At 60.9% G+C, this 13,727-nt stretch carries 14 protein-coding genes; 10 read left to right on the forward strand and 4 right to left on the reverse strand.

The window, feature by feature from the left end; all coding sequences use genetic code 11:
• Positions 1-5: 5 nt before the first annotated feature.
• Complete coding sequence (locus tag EV686_RS13700; RefSeq protein ID WP_132477515.1) at positions 6-1,163, reverse strand: trypsin-like peptidase domain-containing protein; 1,158 nt, start codon at positions 1,161-1,163, stop codon at positions 6-8.
• Positions 1,164-1,192: 29 nt separating this feature from the next.
• On the opposite strand from EV686_RS13700, the gene EV686_RS13705 reads away from it, so the two are divergent.
• Positions 1,193-1,969, forward strand: a complete 777-nt coding sequence (locus tag EV686_RS13705) for a Nif3-like dinuclear metal center hexameric protein (RefSeq protein WP_132477516.1) — start codon at positions 1,193-1,195, stop codon at positions 1,967-1,969.
• A 2-nt stretch (positions 1,970-1,971) separates the two neighbouring features.
• Here EV686_RS13705 and mscL read toward each other — a convergent pair whose 3' ends face one another.
• Positions 1,972-2,430, reverse strand: coding sequence for a large conductance mechanosensitive channel protein MscL (mscL, locus tag EV686_RS13710; RefSeq protein ID WP_132477517.1), 459 nt, complete (start codon positions 2,428-2,430; stop codon positions 1,972-1,974).
• Positions 2,431-2,560: 130 nt separating this feature from the next.
• Here mscL and petA point away from each other — a divergent pair, with 130 nt between their 5' ends.
• The 5 genes from petA to EV686_RS13735 all read left to right on the forward strand — a co-directional run bounded on the left by petA (position 2,561) and on the right by EV686_RS13735 (position 6,722).
• Positions 2,561-3,205, forward strand: a complete 645-nt coding sequence (petA, locus tag EV686_RS13715) for a ubiquinol-cytochrome c reductase iron-sulfur subunit (RefSeq protein ID WP_132477518.1) — start codon at positions 2,561-2,563, stop codon at positions 3,203-3,205.
• Between the two features lie 63 nt (positions 3,206-3,268).
• The gene (locus EV686_RS13720; protein ID WP_132477519.1) at positions 3,269-4,657 is read left to right on the forward strand and encodes a cytochrome b; all 1,389 of its coding nucleotides are present in this window, start codon (positions 3,269-3,271) and stop codon (positions 4,655-4,657) included.
• A gap of 20 nt (positions 4,658-4,677) precedes the next feature.
• Entirely contained in the window at positions 4,678-5,520 is an 843-nt protein-coding gene (locus tag EV686_RS13725) for a cytochrome c1 (protein ID WP_132477520.1), read from the forward strand.
• Positions 5,521-5,668: 148 nt separating this feature from the next.
• Positions 5,669-6,277 (forward strand): glutathione S-transferase N-terminal domain-containing protein, encoded by a 609-nt coding sequence (locus tag EV686_RS13730; RefSeq protein ID WP_132477521.1) that lies wholly within the window; start codon positions 5,669-5,671, stop codon positions 6,275-6,277.
• Positions 6,278-6,287: 10 nt separating this feature from the next.
• Entirely contained in the window at positions 6,288-6,722 is a 435-nt protein-coding gene (locus EV686_RS13735) for a ClpXP protease specificity-enhancing factor (protein WP_132477522.1), read from the forward strand.
• A gap of 38 nt (positions 6,723-6,760) precedes the next feature.
• Here the strand turns inward: EV686_RS13735 and EV686_RS13740 are convergent, their stop codons facing one another.
• Entirely contained in the window at positions 6,761-7,678 is a 918-nt protein-coding gene (locus tag EV686_RS13740; RefSeq protein ID WP_132477523.1) for a LysR substrate-binding domain-containing protein, read from the reverse strand.
• Between the two features lie 142 nt (positions 7,679-7,820).
• On the opposite strand from EV686_RS13740, the gene EV686_RS13745 reads away from it, so the two are divergent.
• The 3 genes from EV686_RS13745 to EV686_RS13755 all read left to right on the forward strand — a co-directional run bounded on the left by EV686_RS13745 (position 7,821) and on the right by EV686_RS13755 (position 10,988).
• Positions 7,821-8,891 (forward strand): tartrate dehydrogenase, encoded by a 1,071-nt coding sequence (locus tag EV686_RS13745; protein WP_132477524.1) that lies wholly within the window; start codon positions 7,821-7,823, stop codon positions 8,889-8,891.
• A 39-nt stretch (positions 8,892-8,930) separates the two neighbouring features.
• Positions 8,931-9,911, forward strand: a complete 981-nt coding sequence (locus tag EV686_RS13750) for a Bug family tripartite tricarboxylate transporter substrate binding protein (protein WP_132477525.1) — start codon at positions 8,931-8,933, stop codon at positions 9,909-9,911.
• Between the two features lie 63 nt (positions 9,912-9,974).
• Complete coding sequence (locus EV686_RS13755; RefSeq protein ID WP_132477526.1) at positions 9,975-10,988, forward strand: alpha/beta fold hydrolase; 1,014 nt, start codon at positions 9,975-9,977, stop codon at positions 10,986-10,988.
• 85 nt (positions 10,989-11,073) lie between these two features.
• On the opposite strand, the gene EV686_RS13760 is transcribed toward EV686_RS13755, so the two are convergent.
• A complete protein-coding gene (locus EV686_RS13760; protein ID WP_132477527.1) occupies positions 11,074-12,507 on the reverse strand; it encodes a catalase in 1,434 nt (477 codons plus the stop codon).
• A gap of 294 nt (positions 12,508-12,801) precedes the next feature.
• Here EV686_RS13760 and rssA point away from each other — a divergent pair, with 294 nt between their 5' ends.
• Entirely contained in the window at positions 12,802-13,725 is a 924-nt protein-coding gene (gene rssA, locus EV686_RS13765) for a patatin-like phospholipase RssA (RefSeq protein WP_132477528.1), read from the forward strand.
• The last annotated feature ends 2 nt before the right edge of the window (positions 13,726-13,727 follow it).

Consider the following 13,727-nt stretch of genomic DNA (forward strand, 5'->3'; position numbering starts at 1 on the left):
CAGACTCAGTTGGGCATTTGCGCCGGACGTTTCCCCACTTTGACTGACAGCTCCCTGGCCTTGCCGTCGCGAAGCACGCCCAATGTCGCCTTCGACCCCGGCTGCAGCGGCGCAATCTGGTTCAGGAAACCGATGGAGTCCCTGACCGGCTCTTCGTCCAGGCTCAGGATGATATCCCCCACCCGGATGCCCCCCGTCCATGCCGGCCCATTGCGCAGCACGCTGGCCACGATCACGCCGTCGCGCCGCTCCATCCGGAAGGCCCGGGCCAGATCCGGCGTGATGTCCTGGGGCTCCAGCCCCAGCCAGCCGCGCGTCACTTCGCCATGCTCGATGATCTGCTCCATGATCATGAGCGCCACCGGCGCGGGAATGGCGAAGCCGATGCCCAGCGATCCGCCGGTCTCGGAATAAATGGCCGTATTGATGCCGACCATGCGGCCCCTTCCATCGATCAGCGCCCCGCCGGAATTGCCCGGATTGATGGCCGCATCGGTCTGGATGAAGTTCTCGTAGATATTGATGCCCAGCCGGTTGCGCCCCAGCGCGGACACGATCCCCATGGTCGTGGTCTGGCCGACGCCGAAAGGATTGCCGATCGCCAGCACCACATCCCCCACCCGCAGCGCCTCATTCTTCGCGTACGTAATGGCTTGCAGATCCGGCAGGTCGATCTTCAGCACGGCCAGGTCGCTTTCGGGATCGCCGCCGACCAGCTTGGCGCGAGCCTGCCTGCCATCGCTCAACGCGACTTCGATGGCGTCGGCCGCCTCGATGACATGGTAATTCGTCAGGATGTGCCCATCCGCCCTGGCTATCACTCCCGAGCCCAGGCTGGTCGACTGCTTGCGCCGGCTGAACCCGGGCAGTTCGCCGAACAGCCGATTGAGTTCGGGGTCGTTCGGAAACTGCAACAGCGGCACGTCCACCTGTTTGCTAGTATAGATATTGACGACGGACGGCGTGGCGGACGCCACTGCGGACGCAAACGACAGCAGCGGCGCAGCCGCGCCGTTGCCATTGCCGTTCGCGGCTGACGGCGGGGGCGCGACCACGGGCCGCGAAGCCATGCCCACCCATTCGGGCCGCAACGTCGCCACAATGAACAGGATACCCAGACAGACGGTCACGGTCTGGGCGAATAGCAACCATAATCGACGCATAAGACGATGGAACCAGGGAAAATCGACACATGAACGCCGTGTCCACGAATGATCTGCATCAATGGCTCAATACCATACTCCAACCGCAGCGATTCCGGGACTATTGTCCCAACGGCCTGCAGTTGGAAGGCAAGCCGGAGATCCGACACATTATCACCGGAGTCACCGCCTCGCAGGCGCTGATCGACGCCGCCGCGCAACGCGGGGCGGACGCCGTCCTGGTGCATCACGGCTGGTTCTGGAAGAACGAAGACCCCTGCATACGCGGCCCCAAGCACCGGCGCATCGCCCAGGCCATCGCGCACGGCCTGAACGTGTTCGCCTATCACCTGCCCCTGGACGCGCACCCGGAACTGGGCAACAACGCGCAGTTGGGCAGGATCCTGGGCTTCGAGCCGGAACGCACGCCGGAAGGAGAACCCATGCGCTGCGGCCCCGAAGACCTGATCTGGATAGGCCGGGTCCCCGAAGGCGCGACGCTGGAATCGCTGGCCGGACAGGTTCACAATTCTTTGGGCCGCGCCCCTCTTTTTGTTGGCAATCCGCAACAATCCGTGCGGCGCATCGCCTGGTGCACCGGCGGCGCCCAGGGCATGATGGAAGCTGCGGTCCAGGCTGGCGCCGATGCCTACCTGACCGGAGAAGCCTCGGAACAGAATTTCCACCTGGCGCATGAAACCGGCACGGGCTTCATCGCCGCCGGACACCACGCCACCGAACGCTATGGCGTGAAGGCGCTGGGCGAAGCCGTGGCCCGGGAGTTCGGCATCCGGGTCGAATTCCTGGACCTGGACAACCCGATCTGAGGCTACTTCTTCAGCAGATCGCGGATTTCGCGCAGCAGCACGACATCGTCCGGCGTCGGAGCGGGCTCCTCTGGCGCTGCCTCTTCTTCCTTGATGACTGTCGCCCTTGCCTTGTTGACGGCCTTCACCATGAAGAACACGACCAACGCCAGCAGCAGGAAATTGATCAGGATCGTCAGGAAGTTGCCCCATCCCAGCACCACGGCGCCGGCCTCGGTCAGTTCGGCGTACGTGCGGCCGCCCGCATAGCCGGCGGGCTCGGACAGCACCCAGAACTTGTTGCTGAAATCGACCTCTCCGCCCAGAATGAAGCTGATGATCGGCATCACCACGTCCTTGACCAGGGAGTCGATGATCTTTCCGAATGCGGCGCCGATGATCACACCGACGGCCAGGTCGATCATATTGCCTTTGACGGCGAACTCCCGGAACTCCGACAGAAAGCTCTTTGCTTTGCTCATGTGTCTACCTTTGATATTAAGTAAATGTCACCCCTGGCGGGTAACGCTATAATATGCGACTGTAAAGAAGTACCTGTAAGAAAAGCAGGGATATGGCATGCCGCCACAGGCACCGGATAAGGATACTAGAATGAGTCACGATACGATACCGCTCGACGACGCTGGAGCAGTTGACCCCAGCCTGCCGTCCGATCCCTCGCGCCGCTTCTGGGTGGCATCAGCCTGTGCAGTCGGCGGTGTCGCCGGCGCCGCCACTGCCCTGCCGCTCGTCACATCGTTCGCTCCTTCCGACAGGGCCCGCGCCGCCGGCGCTCCGGTTGAAGTCGACATCTCCGGCATCGCCCCCGGCGAAATGAAAACCGTCGAATGGCGCGGCAAGCCCGTGTGGATCCTGCGCCGCACCGAAGCACAACTGGCCAGCCTCAATGGCCTCGACAGCCAGTTGGCCGATCCCGCCTCAGACCGCCCCGGCTATACCCCCGAATACGCCAAGAACGAATACCGTTCACGCAATCCCGAATTCTTCGTCTGCGTCGCCATCTGTACGCACTTGGGCTGCGCCCCCACGCCGCACCTGAACTCCGGCGCCCAGCCGGGGCTGCCCGCCAGCTGGCCGGGCGGTTTCTTCTGCCCCTGCCACGGCTCCACATTCGACTTGGCCGGCCGCGTATTCAGCAACAAGCCCGCGCCCGACAACCTCGAAGTCCCGCCCTATTCGTTCTCGTCCGACAACACCAAGATCACCATTGGCGTCGACGAAAACAATCAGGCCTGACCGCTACCCGCAACCATCCGCGCAATTGCGTTCGCACGAATAGAATAGAAAGGAACCGTTCTCATGGCTGGCGATAAAACCGTCGACACCACAGGACTGCTGGGCTGGATAGACAGGCGCTTTCCACTCACCAAGCTCTTCAAAGAGCACATGTCCGAGTACTACGCACCGAAGAACTTCAACTTCTGGTACTTCTTCGGCTCACTGGCGCTGCTGGTCCTGGTCATCCAGGTCGTCACCGGCATCTTCCTCGTCATGAACTACAAGCCCGACGCCAAGCTGGCGTTCGACTCTGTGGAATACATCATGCGCGAAGTGCCGTGGGGCTGGCTGATCCGCTACATGCACTCCACCGGCGCCTCCATGTTCTTCGTGGTCGTGTACCTGCACATGCTGCGCGGCATGTTCTATGGGTCCTACCGCAAGCCGCGTGAGCTGGTCTGGATCTTCGGCGTCGCCATCTTCCTCTGTCTGATGGCCGAGGCCTTCATGGGCTACCTGCTGCCCTGGGGCCAGATGTCATACTGGGGCGCCCAGGTCATCGTGAACCTGTTCTCTGCCATCCCCTTCATCGGTCCCGAGCTGTCCATCTGGATCCGCGGCGACTACGTGGTTTCCGACGCCACCCTGAACCGCTTCTTCGCGCTGCACGTCATCGCCGTGCCGCTGGTGCTCATCGGCCTGGTCGTAGCGCACATCATCGCCCTGCACGAAGTCGGCTCCAACAACCCCGACGGCGTCGAGATCAAGGAAGGGCCCAAAGACCGCTACGGCCGCCCCGTCGACGGCATTCCCTTCCACCCCTACTACTCGGTGCACGACATCGTCGGCGTGGCGGGCTTCCTCATCGTCTTCGCGGCCATCCTGTTCTTCGCTCCCGAAATGGGCGGCTACTTCCTGGAGTTCAACAACTTCATCCCGGCCGATCCGCTGAAGACCCCGCCGCACATCGCCCCGGTCTGGTACTTCACGCCGTTCTACTCCATGCTGCGCGCCACCACGGCCGACTTCACATGGATCCTGGCAGGCAGCTCCGTGCTGGCCGCCATCGTGCTGTTCGCCAAGGGCGGCCTGAAGGGCGCATGGCGCCTGGCCGTGCCGGTCGGCCTGCTGATCCTGGCCCTGCTGTTCCGCACGATCGACGCCAAGTTCTGGGGCGTCGTGATCATGGGCGGCGCCGTCGTCATCCTGGGCTTCCTGCCCTGGCTGGACAGCTCCCCCGTCAAGTCCATCCGCTACCGTCCGGGCTGGCACAAAGCGCTGTATGCAATCTTCATCGTGAATTTCCTGATGCTGGGCTACCTCGGCACCCAGGCGCCCAACGATCTGTTCAACCTGCTGAGCCAGATCGGAACCGTGATCTACCTGGCGTTCTTCCTGGTAATGCCCGTCTGGAGCCGCCTGGGAACATTCAAGCCGGTGCCTGACCGCGTCACTTTCCGCCCGCACTAAGGCCCACGACACATTACGGAATGATCATGATGAAAAAGTTGCTTGGCGCCCTCGCCCTATTCCTGACCTGCACGGTATCGTTCGCAGCCGGGGGGACCTACCCCCTCGAAAAGGCTCCCAATCGCATCAACGACATGGCGGCCCTGCAGAACGGTGCAAAACTCTTCGTCAACTACTGTCTGAACTGTCACAGCGCCAATTCCCTGCGCTACAACAAGCTTACGGAAATCGGCCTGACTGAAGAAGAGATCAAGAAAAACCTGCTGTTCACCTCCGACAAGGTGGGCGACCTCATGCACATCGCCATGACGCCCGCCGACGCCAAGTCCTGGTTCGGCACCACGCCGCCCGATCTGTCCGTCATCGCGCGCGCGCGCTCCGTCAACTTGGGCCCCTCCGGCGTCGACTACCTCTACACCTACCTGCGCACGTTCTACCGCGACTCCGCCAAGGGCACGGGCTGGAACAACCTCGTGTTCCCCGATGTCGGCATGCCGCACGTCATGTGGCAGCGCCAGGGCGAGCGCACGCTGACCAAGACCCAGGTCCACCAGGCGGCCGACCAGCAATGGGAGCGCGTCACCACGGTGTACGATGCGGACGGCTTCTCCGAAGTCACCCGCGAAGCCCTGTCCGACTACAAGGGCAAGGCAACGGAAGAGTTCAAGTTCGAGGCCGCCAACGCCCAGGCCGCCGCGCAGTTCGACAGCGACATGGCCGACCTCAGCAACTTCCTGGGATGGATGGCCGAACCCGTACAGCAGTTGCGCAAGCAGATCGGCGTCTGGGTCCTGCTGTTCCTGGGCCTTTTCCTCCTCGTCGCATGGAGACTGAATGCCGCTTACTGGAAACATGTAAGATAATAGGCATTCCTACGCAAGGCAGGCGGCATGCAATGCCGCCATTCAGCCTGCTGTTATGAAATAGGCGTAAGGTAATACGCCTATTTCGTTTTTATGAGCCACGATTTCTGCGCTCTTTATCTTTAGTTCACTGATTGGAATCCGCGACATGATGCAGCTCTACTCTGGAACGACCTGCCCTTTTTCACAACGCTGCCGTTTCGTGCTGTTTGAAAAGGGCATGGATTTTGAAATCCGCGACATCGACCTGTACAACAAGCCCGAAGACATTTCGGTCATGAATCCGTACGGCCAGGTGCCCATCCTGGTAGAACGCGACCTGGTCCTGTACGAATCCAACATCATCAACGAATACATCGACGAACGCTTCCCGCATCCCCAACTGATGCCCGCGGACCCGATCATGCGCGCGCGCACCCGCCTGTTCCTGTACAACTTCGAGAAGGAACTGTTCGTGCACGTTTCCACGCTGGAAAACCGCAACGAAACCGATCCCGCCGCACAGGAAGCCGCCCGCCAGCACATCCGCGACCGCCTGTCCATGCTGGCCCCCATCCTGTTGAAGAACAAGTACATGCTGGGCGAAGAGTTCTCCATGCTGGACGTCGCCATCGCGCCGCTGCTGTGGCGCCTGGATCACTACGGCATCGAACTGCCGAAGAATGCGGCTCCCGTGCAGAAATACGGCGAGCGCATTTTCTCCAGGCCCGCCTACATCGAAGCGCTGACGCCTTCCGAAAAAGTCATGCGCCGCTAAAGGCCAGCCCATGCAAGAGACCTCCACCAAGCCCTACCTGCTGCGCGCGCTGCACGAATGGTGCACCGACAACGGATACACGCCGCACATCGTCGTCAAGGTCGATGCCAACACGGTGGTGCCCAGGGCGCACGTGCACGAAGGCCAGATCACGCTGAACATCGGCACCCTGGCCACCAACCGTCTGGTCCTGGGCAACGAGTACATCGAGTTCCAGGCGCGCTTCAGCGGCATCACCGAGGACATCTACGTCCCGGTAGCGGCAGTATCGGCCATCTACGCCCGGGAAACCGGGGCGGGCATGGGATTCGAGGTGGAGGACTCCAAGCCTTACTCGGGCGACGAGCCGGAAAAAGACGCCATCGATACGCCGGATGCTCCGCCGACGGAGCCCGACGACGATCCTTCGGCGCCGCGCCGGCCGCACCTTACCATCGTCAAGTGAGAGCTGGGCGGGCTGCCTGATGCTGCGATTGTGCGATATCAGGGCAGCACGCCCTCTCCGATCCGTTCCCGCATATAGTCCCGCATAAACGCTACGCAGGCCCTGACTTTGGCCGAGGTTCCCAGGCGTTCGGGATACACCGCCCACACATTGGCTTCCTGCTGCCATTCGGGCAGCACGCAGTGCAATTGCCCGCTCTGCAGCAATGGCGCCACATCCCAATGCGAGCGCAGAATGATACCGTGACCGTCCACAGCCCACTGCACCGCCATTTCCCCGTTGTTCGACGACAGGGGGCCGCGCACTTTGATGCGTTCCCCCTTGGCGCCACTGCGCAGTTGCCATATGCCGAACGGATGGTCCCGCTCCTTGATGATCAGGCAGTCATGCGCGGCAAGGTCTGACAATGAACGCGGTATGCCGCGTGCCTGCAGATAAGACGGCGCTGCGCACAGCACGCGATGATTGGATGCCAGCCGTCGCGCAATCAGGTGTGGCGCAATTTCATCTCCTACGCGGATATCCAGGTCGAATCCCTCCGCCGCTACATCCACGATGCGATCAAAAACTTCGAAGCGTACCTGCAGGCCCGGATACTGCCGCGCGAACATGGAAAATGCCCTGGCCACCACCCTGCGCCCGAACCCGAAGCTGCTACATACGCGCAACACGCCGGTCGGCTCTCGACGCGTAGCACTGACCTCGTCGACCAGTCGCTCTACATCGTCCAGAATACGCAGCGCCCAGTGATAGACACGCTCCCCCGCCTCCGTCACCACCACACGCCGCGTCGTGCGATGGAACAGCACAGTCTGCAGCCTGGCCTCCAATATCCGGATGCGCTTGGTCACATAAGCGGGGGACACGCCCATCACCTGCGCAGCGCCGGTGAAACTGCATTTGTGTACTACCGCGCAAAATACTCGCAAATCCTCCGGCAGGGGATCATTATTCATGATGTGTGCATATTCAATTGACAAGTTGGCCTATTGTATAGAAATTGGACTCTGACTTACGATGCCGGCAGCACTGATGGCACCGGCGTCCGCCAAGACACTTGTCCTCACGCCTCTTTCACTTTTTGCACAGACCCTATTCATGAGCCAGACACTGAAAATCGCAACTATCGCCGGCGACGGCATCGGCAAGGAAGTCATGCCCGAAGGGCTGCGTGTCCTCCGGGCCGCCTCTCAACAATTCAATATCCCGCTTGAAATCCAGACCTTCGACTGGGCCAACTGCGACTACTACCAGCAGACGGGCGAAATGATGCCTGCCGACTGGAAAGCGCAGTTGCAGGGATTCGATGCCATCTATTTCGGCGCCGTCGGCTGGCCCGCCACCACGCCCGATCACGTTTCGCTATGGGGTTCGCTGCTGAAGTTCCGGCGCGAGTTCGATCAGTACATCAATCTGCGACCCGTACGCCTGTTCGAGGGCGTGCCCTGCCCGCTGGCGGGCCGCAAGGCCGGCGACATCGACTTCCTGGTCGTGCGCGAAAACACGGAAGGCGAATACACCAACCTGGGCGGCGTCCTGTTCGAAGGCACCGACCGAGAAATCGTCATCCAGGAATCCGTGTTCTCGCGCATCGGCACCGACCGTGTGCTGCGCTACGCCTTCGAGCTGGCCAACCAGCGCCCGCGCAAATCCCTGACGGTAGCCACCAAGAGCAACGGCATCGCCATCAGCATGCCCTGGTGGGACAAGCGCGCCGACGCCATGGCCGCCAACTACCCGGAAGTCGCGGTGGACAAGCAGCACATCGACATACTCAGCGCCCGCTTCGTGCTGCAGCCCCAGCGCTTCGACGTCGTGGTGGCATCGAACCTGTTCGGCGACATTCTGTCCGACCTGGGACCGGCCTGCACCGGCACCATCGGCCTGGCCCCGTCGGCCAACCTGAACCCTGAACGCAATTTCCCGTCGCTGTTCGAGCCCGTGCACGGCTCCGCTCCCGACATCTATGGCAAAGGCATCGCCAACCCCATCGCCATGATCTGGAGCGGCGCCATGATGCTGCAGTTTCTGGGATATGCAGATGCCCATGACGCCATCCTGAAGTCGGTTGAAGATATCCTGAAAGCTGGTCCGCATACCCCAGACCTGGGCGGCCAAGCATCAACACAAGATGTCGGCAAAGCCATTGCCCAGAACATAAATACTTGATGCAGCAGTACCTCTATTCCAATAATCAGGAGATATGCAATGAAAAGAATTATCGTTTCCGCATTTGCTTGTTTAATGTGCCTAATCTCGGCAACGAGCTGGGCAAAAGATAATTACCCGACCCGGCCTGTGACCTGGGTCGTTCCTTTTGCAGCAGGCGGCCCGACAGACGCCTTAGCCAGACGTGTGGCAGCGCGTGTGGCCAACGAACTGGGACAAGCCATAGTGATCGAGAATGTGCCTGGTGCAGGCGGCACGATCGGCGCAGCCCGGGTCGCGCGTGCCAAGCCGGACGGCTACACGATGTTGATGGGGCATTTCGGCTACATGGCGGCAGCGCCTTCGCTTTATAACAACCTTGCTTATGATCCGGCTCAGGATTTCCGCGGTGTATTCCGTTTCCCTAATACGCCGATGGTTCTGCTTGTGGGCAAAGACTCGCCATTCAACACAATAGAGGAATTTGTCAGCTATGCTCGAACCAACCCCAACAAACTGAACATTGCCAATGCTGGAGTAGGCTCCGCCTCGCACCTGATGGCAGCGCTGTTCATGCAACGAGCCAACTTGGACGTTCTGGATGTTCCTTACCGCGGCGGTGGGCAGGCACTTACCGACGTAATATCCGGCCAGGCCGATGCTCTGTTCGATCAGATGAATACGGTAATGGGGCTGAGGTCAGGAGGGCTAGCTAAACCGCTAGTCCAGACAACAACACAACGCACCACTCAGTTGCCGGATATCCCTACCGTTGCTGAATCTTTGATCCCTGGCTTCGAAGCCTTGACCTGGTACGGTGTATATGCGCCCGCAGGAACCGACGACGAGGTTCTGCAGAAATTCTTATCCAGCTATCACAGCGCATTGCAAGACCCGGAGTTCTTGCAATTGCTACAGGATCAAGGCTTGCAACTTCTGTCTGACGGTGAGGAGACAGGCGCTGCGCTGGATACGTTTACCCGCGCAGAAATACAACGCTGGAAGCAAGTCATCGCAGCTGCAGGCATCGAACGTCAATGATGCGGACAAGCTGGAAATACCCGCCGCTTCGCTGCAACATACACCGGAAGGAGACCGTCGCTAATGAGCATCGCCGCCGAAACCGTGAATGCCAAAGGCGGCAAGGACGGTGTTTTCATCATCCCCGAATTCGAGCTCGATTCCGGAAAAACCATACATAACCTGCGCATTGCCTACACCTTGTACGGGGAACGCAATCCGCAGGGCAGCAATCTGATATTACTGCTGCCCGGCACCAGCAATACACGCTACGGAGTCCGGGGCCATATTGGAATCGACGCGGCATTCGACCCGTCCAAGTACTGTATCGTGTCTGTCGATGCAATCGGCGGCGGCGACTCTTCACAACCCGGGGATGGTCTGCGCCACCGATTTCCCATCTACAGCGTGGCAGACATGGTACGTGCTCAGTACGAATTGGTGACGCATGGCCTAAGCTTGCACGGCAGACCACTCGCCGCTGTGGGCGGCGCTTCCATGGGAGCGTTCCAAGCCCTGCAATGGGCAGCCGCCTATCCTGACGCCATGCAACGCGCGGTGTTATTGGTACCTGCCGTTAAGGCGGGCGGGTTGTTTCGGCAAACCGTACTCCAGATGAAGCGCATTGTGGCTTTAGATGCCAACTGGAGTGACGGTAGCTATAGCATCCAGCCCGCAACCGGTTTGGCTATCGCCGGACGGCACTACTTCCCCTGGACCGTAACGGACGCTTATCTCGAGACCATGCCCCAGGATATCGTTGAAAGAGACATGGATGCGGTAGCGACAAACTTTGCGTCCTGGGATGCATGGTCGTTGATCAGGCGCTACGAGGCATCCAGCTCGTTTGATCTGGCCCAGAGCTTTGATGGCGATCTTTTACATGCGCTTAATCGCATCCAGGCCAAACTATTGGTATTACCCTGTGCTCAGGATCGCTTGTTGGGAATCGATGGAGCACGCCAGATCGCCCAGCAAGCCCAAGAGGCGGATTATGCGGAAATCCAGTCCAACCTGGGTCATCTTGCATGGCGTGCCGTGCCAGGCTCTCCACAGACGACCTTTCTTACCAAGACCATCTCTACCTGGCTAAGGTGACAGAGAGCCGAAAACCTGACGCATAATGCCACACCACCGTATATCGATGGCGCGGCATTCCTCTAGCGGCAAGCGATCTTGCCTCTCAGCCCAGGCGCTTCAGCGCGATGGCGACGCCTGCGCCATAGGCTGGATCCGCCTTGCTGCAGTGCTCTATATGCCTGGCCTGGATGTCAGGCGTAACGCTGGCCAGGTTGCGCGCCGTATTCTCGAACAGGGCCGCCTTCTGCTCGTCCGTCATCAGGCGGAACAGCGCGCCCGGCTGCGAGAAGTAGTCCTCGTCCACGCGGTGGTCCCAGTGGTCGGCGGCGCCATTCAGCGGCAGCGGAGGCTCGCGGAACTCAGGCTGCTCCTGCCATTCGCCCTGCGCGTTCGGCTCGTTGCCCGTCGTGCGTCCGTAGTTGCCATCGACACGCATCGCTCCGTCGCGATGGTAGCTGTGTACGGGGCAGCGCGGCGTGTTCACCGGGATCTGGTGGTGGTTCACACCCAGGCGATAGCGCTGCGCATCGCCGTATGAAAACAGGCGCGCCTGCAACATGCGGTCGGGCGAGAATCCGATGCCCGGCACTACGTTCGCCGGCGAGAATGCCGCCTGCTCGACCTCGGCGAAGAAGTTCTCGGGATTGCGGTTCAGCTCCAGCACGCCCACCTCGATCAGCGGATAGTCGCCGTGCGGCCAGACCTTGGTCAGGTCGAACGGATTGAAGCGGTAGCCTGCCGCATCGGCTTCGGGCATGATCTGCACGTACATGGTCCAGCGGGGGAAATCGCCCTTCTCGATGGACTCGAACAGATCGCGCTGCGAGCTTTCGCGGTCGCGGCCCACCAGTTCCTGCGCCTCGGCGTCGGTCAGGTTCTTGATGCCCTGCTGCGTCTTGAACGTGAACTTCACCCAGAAACGTTCATTCTGCGCATTGATGAAGCTGAACGTATGGCTGCCGAAGGCATGCATGTGGCGGAAGTCCGCGGGAATGCCGCGATCGCTCATGACGATGGTGACCTGATGCAGGGCTTCGGGCAGACCGGTCCAGAACTCCCAGTTGTTCTGGGCGCTGCGCATGCCGGTGCGGGGATCGCGCTTGACTGCGTGGTTCAGGTCGGGAAACTTGAGCGGATCGCGGAAGAAGAACACCGGCGTGTTGTTGCCGACCAGGTCCCAATTGCCTTCTTCCGTATAGAACTTCATGGCGACGCCGCGGATGTCGCGCTCGGCATCCGCCGCGCCGCGCTCGCCGGCGACCGTCGAGAAGCGCAGGAACAATGGCGTCTGCTTGCCGACTTCCGAGAAGATCTTCGCCCTCGTATAACAGGTGATGTCATGCGTCACCGTAAAGGTGCCATAAGCGCCCGCGCCCTTGGCGTGCATGCGGCGCTCGGGAATGACCTCGCGGTCGAAATGAGCCAGCTTTTCCAGCAGCCACACATCCTGCAGCAGTGCCGGGCCGCGCAAGCCGGCCGTCATGGTGTTCTGGTTATCGACTACGGGAGCTCCCGCCGCTGTCGTCAGTTTTTTCATATCCAGGCTCCTATCTCGGTTGGGGAAAGCGACGGTCTCATGTTCATGCAGCCGTCAGGACAAGTCCAGTTTAGGCGTTGGTTATCAATTAGTAAATTGAATTAATTTAAATAAATCGATAGCATATATCTATTTCTGATTCATGCGGATGATGAAAGCCTAGCGCAACTGCCTCGGGCGGTGCGATAAACTTTGCCATTATTGCCATCCCCACGCTTTCCAGGCACTACGTATGACAGTGGCAACCGCCCCGGCAGCATTCCCCTTCGATCTCCCCGGCAGGCGGGGCGCGCGATGATACTTCACGGCACGCCGCGCATCGGCCTGATCCTCGGCAGCGGCTCGGCGCGCGGATGGTCGCATATCGGCGTCATCCGCACGCTGGAAAACGCCGGCATCAAACCCGACATCGTCTGCGGCACGTCCATCGGCGCCCTGGTCGGCGCCGCCTACGCCGCGGGCGAGCTCGACCGTTTCGAGGCCTGGGTGAAAAGCCTGCGCATGAAAGACATTCTCTCATTCATGGACCTGCAGCTGGCGGGAGGCATGCTCAAGGGGGAGCGTCTGATGGAGTTCTTCCGCAAGCATTTCGTCGACTGCCCGATCGAACAGTTGCCGCTGTCCTACGGCGCGGTCGCCACCGCCCTGCACAACGGCGCCGAGATCTGGCTGCGCTCCGGCTCGGTCACGGACGCCGTACGCGCCTCGATCGCCCTGCCCGGGCTGTTTTCTCCAGTATGGCGCGACGACACCGTCCTGGTGGACGGCGGGCTGGTGAATCCCGTTCCCGTCTCGCTTGGCCGCGCCATGGGCGCGGACATCCTGATCGCCGTCGATCTGAACGCCAAGCTGCTGGGCCGCCGCCAGCCGCACGATACCGCGGCCAGTGCGTCCACTGCCGGCACTACGGCCAGCGGCAGCGCAAGCACCTGGCTGCAGTCTCTGCAGCAGAACCTGGGCAGCTGGATGCCGGAATCCGGCCCGCAATCGCCGCGCCTGCCGTCCATGCTGGATGTGCTGGCGTCCAGCATCAACATCATGCAAGTGCGCATCACGCGCAGCCGCATGGCCGGCGAGCCCGCCGACCTGCTGATCACCCCCAACCTGAGCAACATCGGGCTGATGGACTTCCACCTGGGACAAGCCGCCATACAGGAAGGCATGCGCGCAACGGAAGTCATGCTGCCGCAGCTGGACGAACTGCTGGGACGGGGCTGAAG

Origin of the sequence: Paracandidimonas soli, from assembly GCF_004342005.1 — a bacterium.
GTDB classification, from domain to species: domain Bacteria; phylum Pseudomonadota; class Gammaproteobacteria; order Burkholderiales; family Burkholderiaceae_B; genus Paracandidimonas; species Paracandidimonas soli.

Excerpts from the sequence above, each read along its gene's own strand:
- petA (WP_132477518.1), top strand. The coding sequence starts at position 2,561 with ATGAGTCACGATACGATACCGCTCGACGACGCTGGAGCAGTTGACCCC.
- EV686_RS13760 (WP_132477527.1), bottom strand. The coding sequence starts at position 12,507 with ATGAAAAAACTGACGACAGCGGCGGGAGCTCCCGTAGTCGATAACCAG.
- EV686_RS13725 (WP_132477520.1), top strand. The coding sequence starts at position 4,678 with ATGATCATGATGAAAAAGTTGCTTGGCGCCCTCGCCCTATTCCTGACC.
- EV686_RS13730 (WP_132477521.1), top strand. The coding sequence starts at position 5,669 with ATGATGCAGCTCTACTCTGGAACGACCTGCCCTTTTTCACAACGCTGC.
- EV686_RS13750 (WP_132477525.1), top strand. The coding sequence starts at position 8,931 with ATGAAAAGAATTATCGTTTCCGCATTTGCTTGTTTAATGTGCCTAATC.
- EV686_RS13755 (WP_132477526.1), top strand. The coding sequence starts at position 9,975 with ATGAGCATCGCCGCCGAAACCGTGAATGCCAAAGGCGGCAAGGACGGT.
- EV686_RS13700 (WP_132477515.1), bottom strand. The coding sequence starts at position 1,163 with ATGCGTCGATTATGGTTGCTATTCGCCCAGACCGTGACCGTCTGTCTG.
- EV686_RS13745 (WP_132477524.1), top strand. The coding sequence starts at position 7,821 with ATGAGCCAGACACTGAAAATCGCAACTATCGCCGGCGACGGCATCGGC.
- EV686_RS13705 (WP_132477516.1), top strand. The coding sequence starts at position 1,193 with ATGAACGCCGTGTCCACGAATGATCTGCATCAATGGCTCAATACCATA.
- EV686_RS13740 (WP_132477523.1), bottom strand. The coding sequence starts at position 7,678 with ATGAATAATGATCCCCTGCCGGAGGATTTGCGAGTATTTTGCGCGGTA.
- mscL (WP_132477517.1), bottom strand. The coding sequence starts at position 2,430 with ATGAGCAAAGCAAAGAGCTTTCTGTCGGAGTTCCGGGAGTTCGCCGTC.
- EV686_RS13720 (WP_132477519.1), top strand. The coding sequence starts at position 3,269 with ATGGCTGGCGATAAAACCGTCGACACCACAGGACTGCTGGGCTGGATA.
- rssA (WP_132477528.1), top strand. The coding sequence starts at position 12,802 with ATGATACTTCACGGCACGCCGCGCATCGGCCTGATCCTCGGCAGCGGC.
- EV686_RS13735 (WP_132477522.1), top strand. The coding sequence starts at position 6,288 with ATGCAAGAGACCTCCACCAAGCCCTACCTGCTGCGCGCGCTGCACGAA.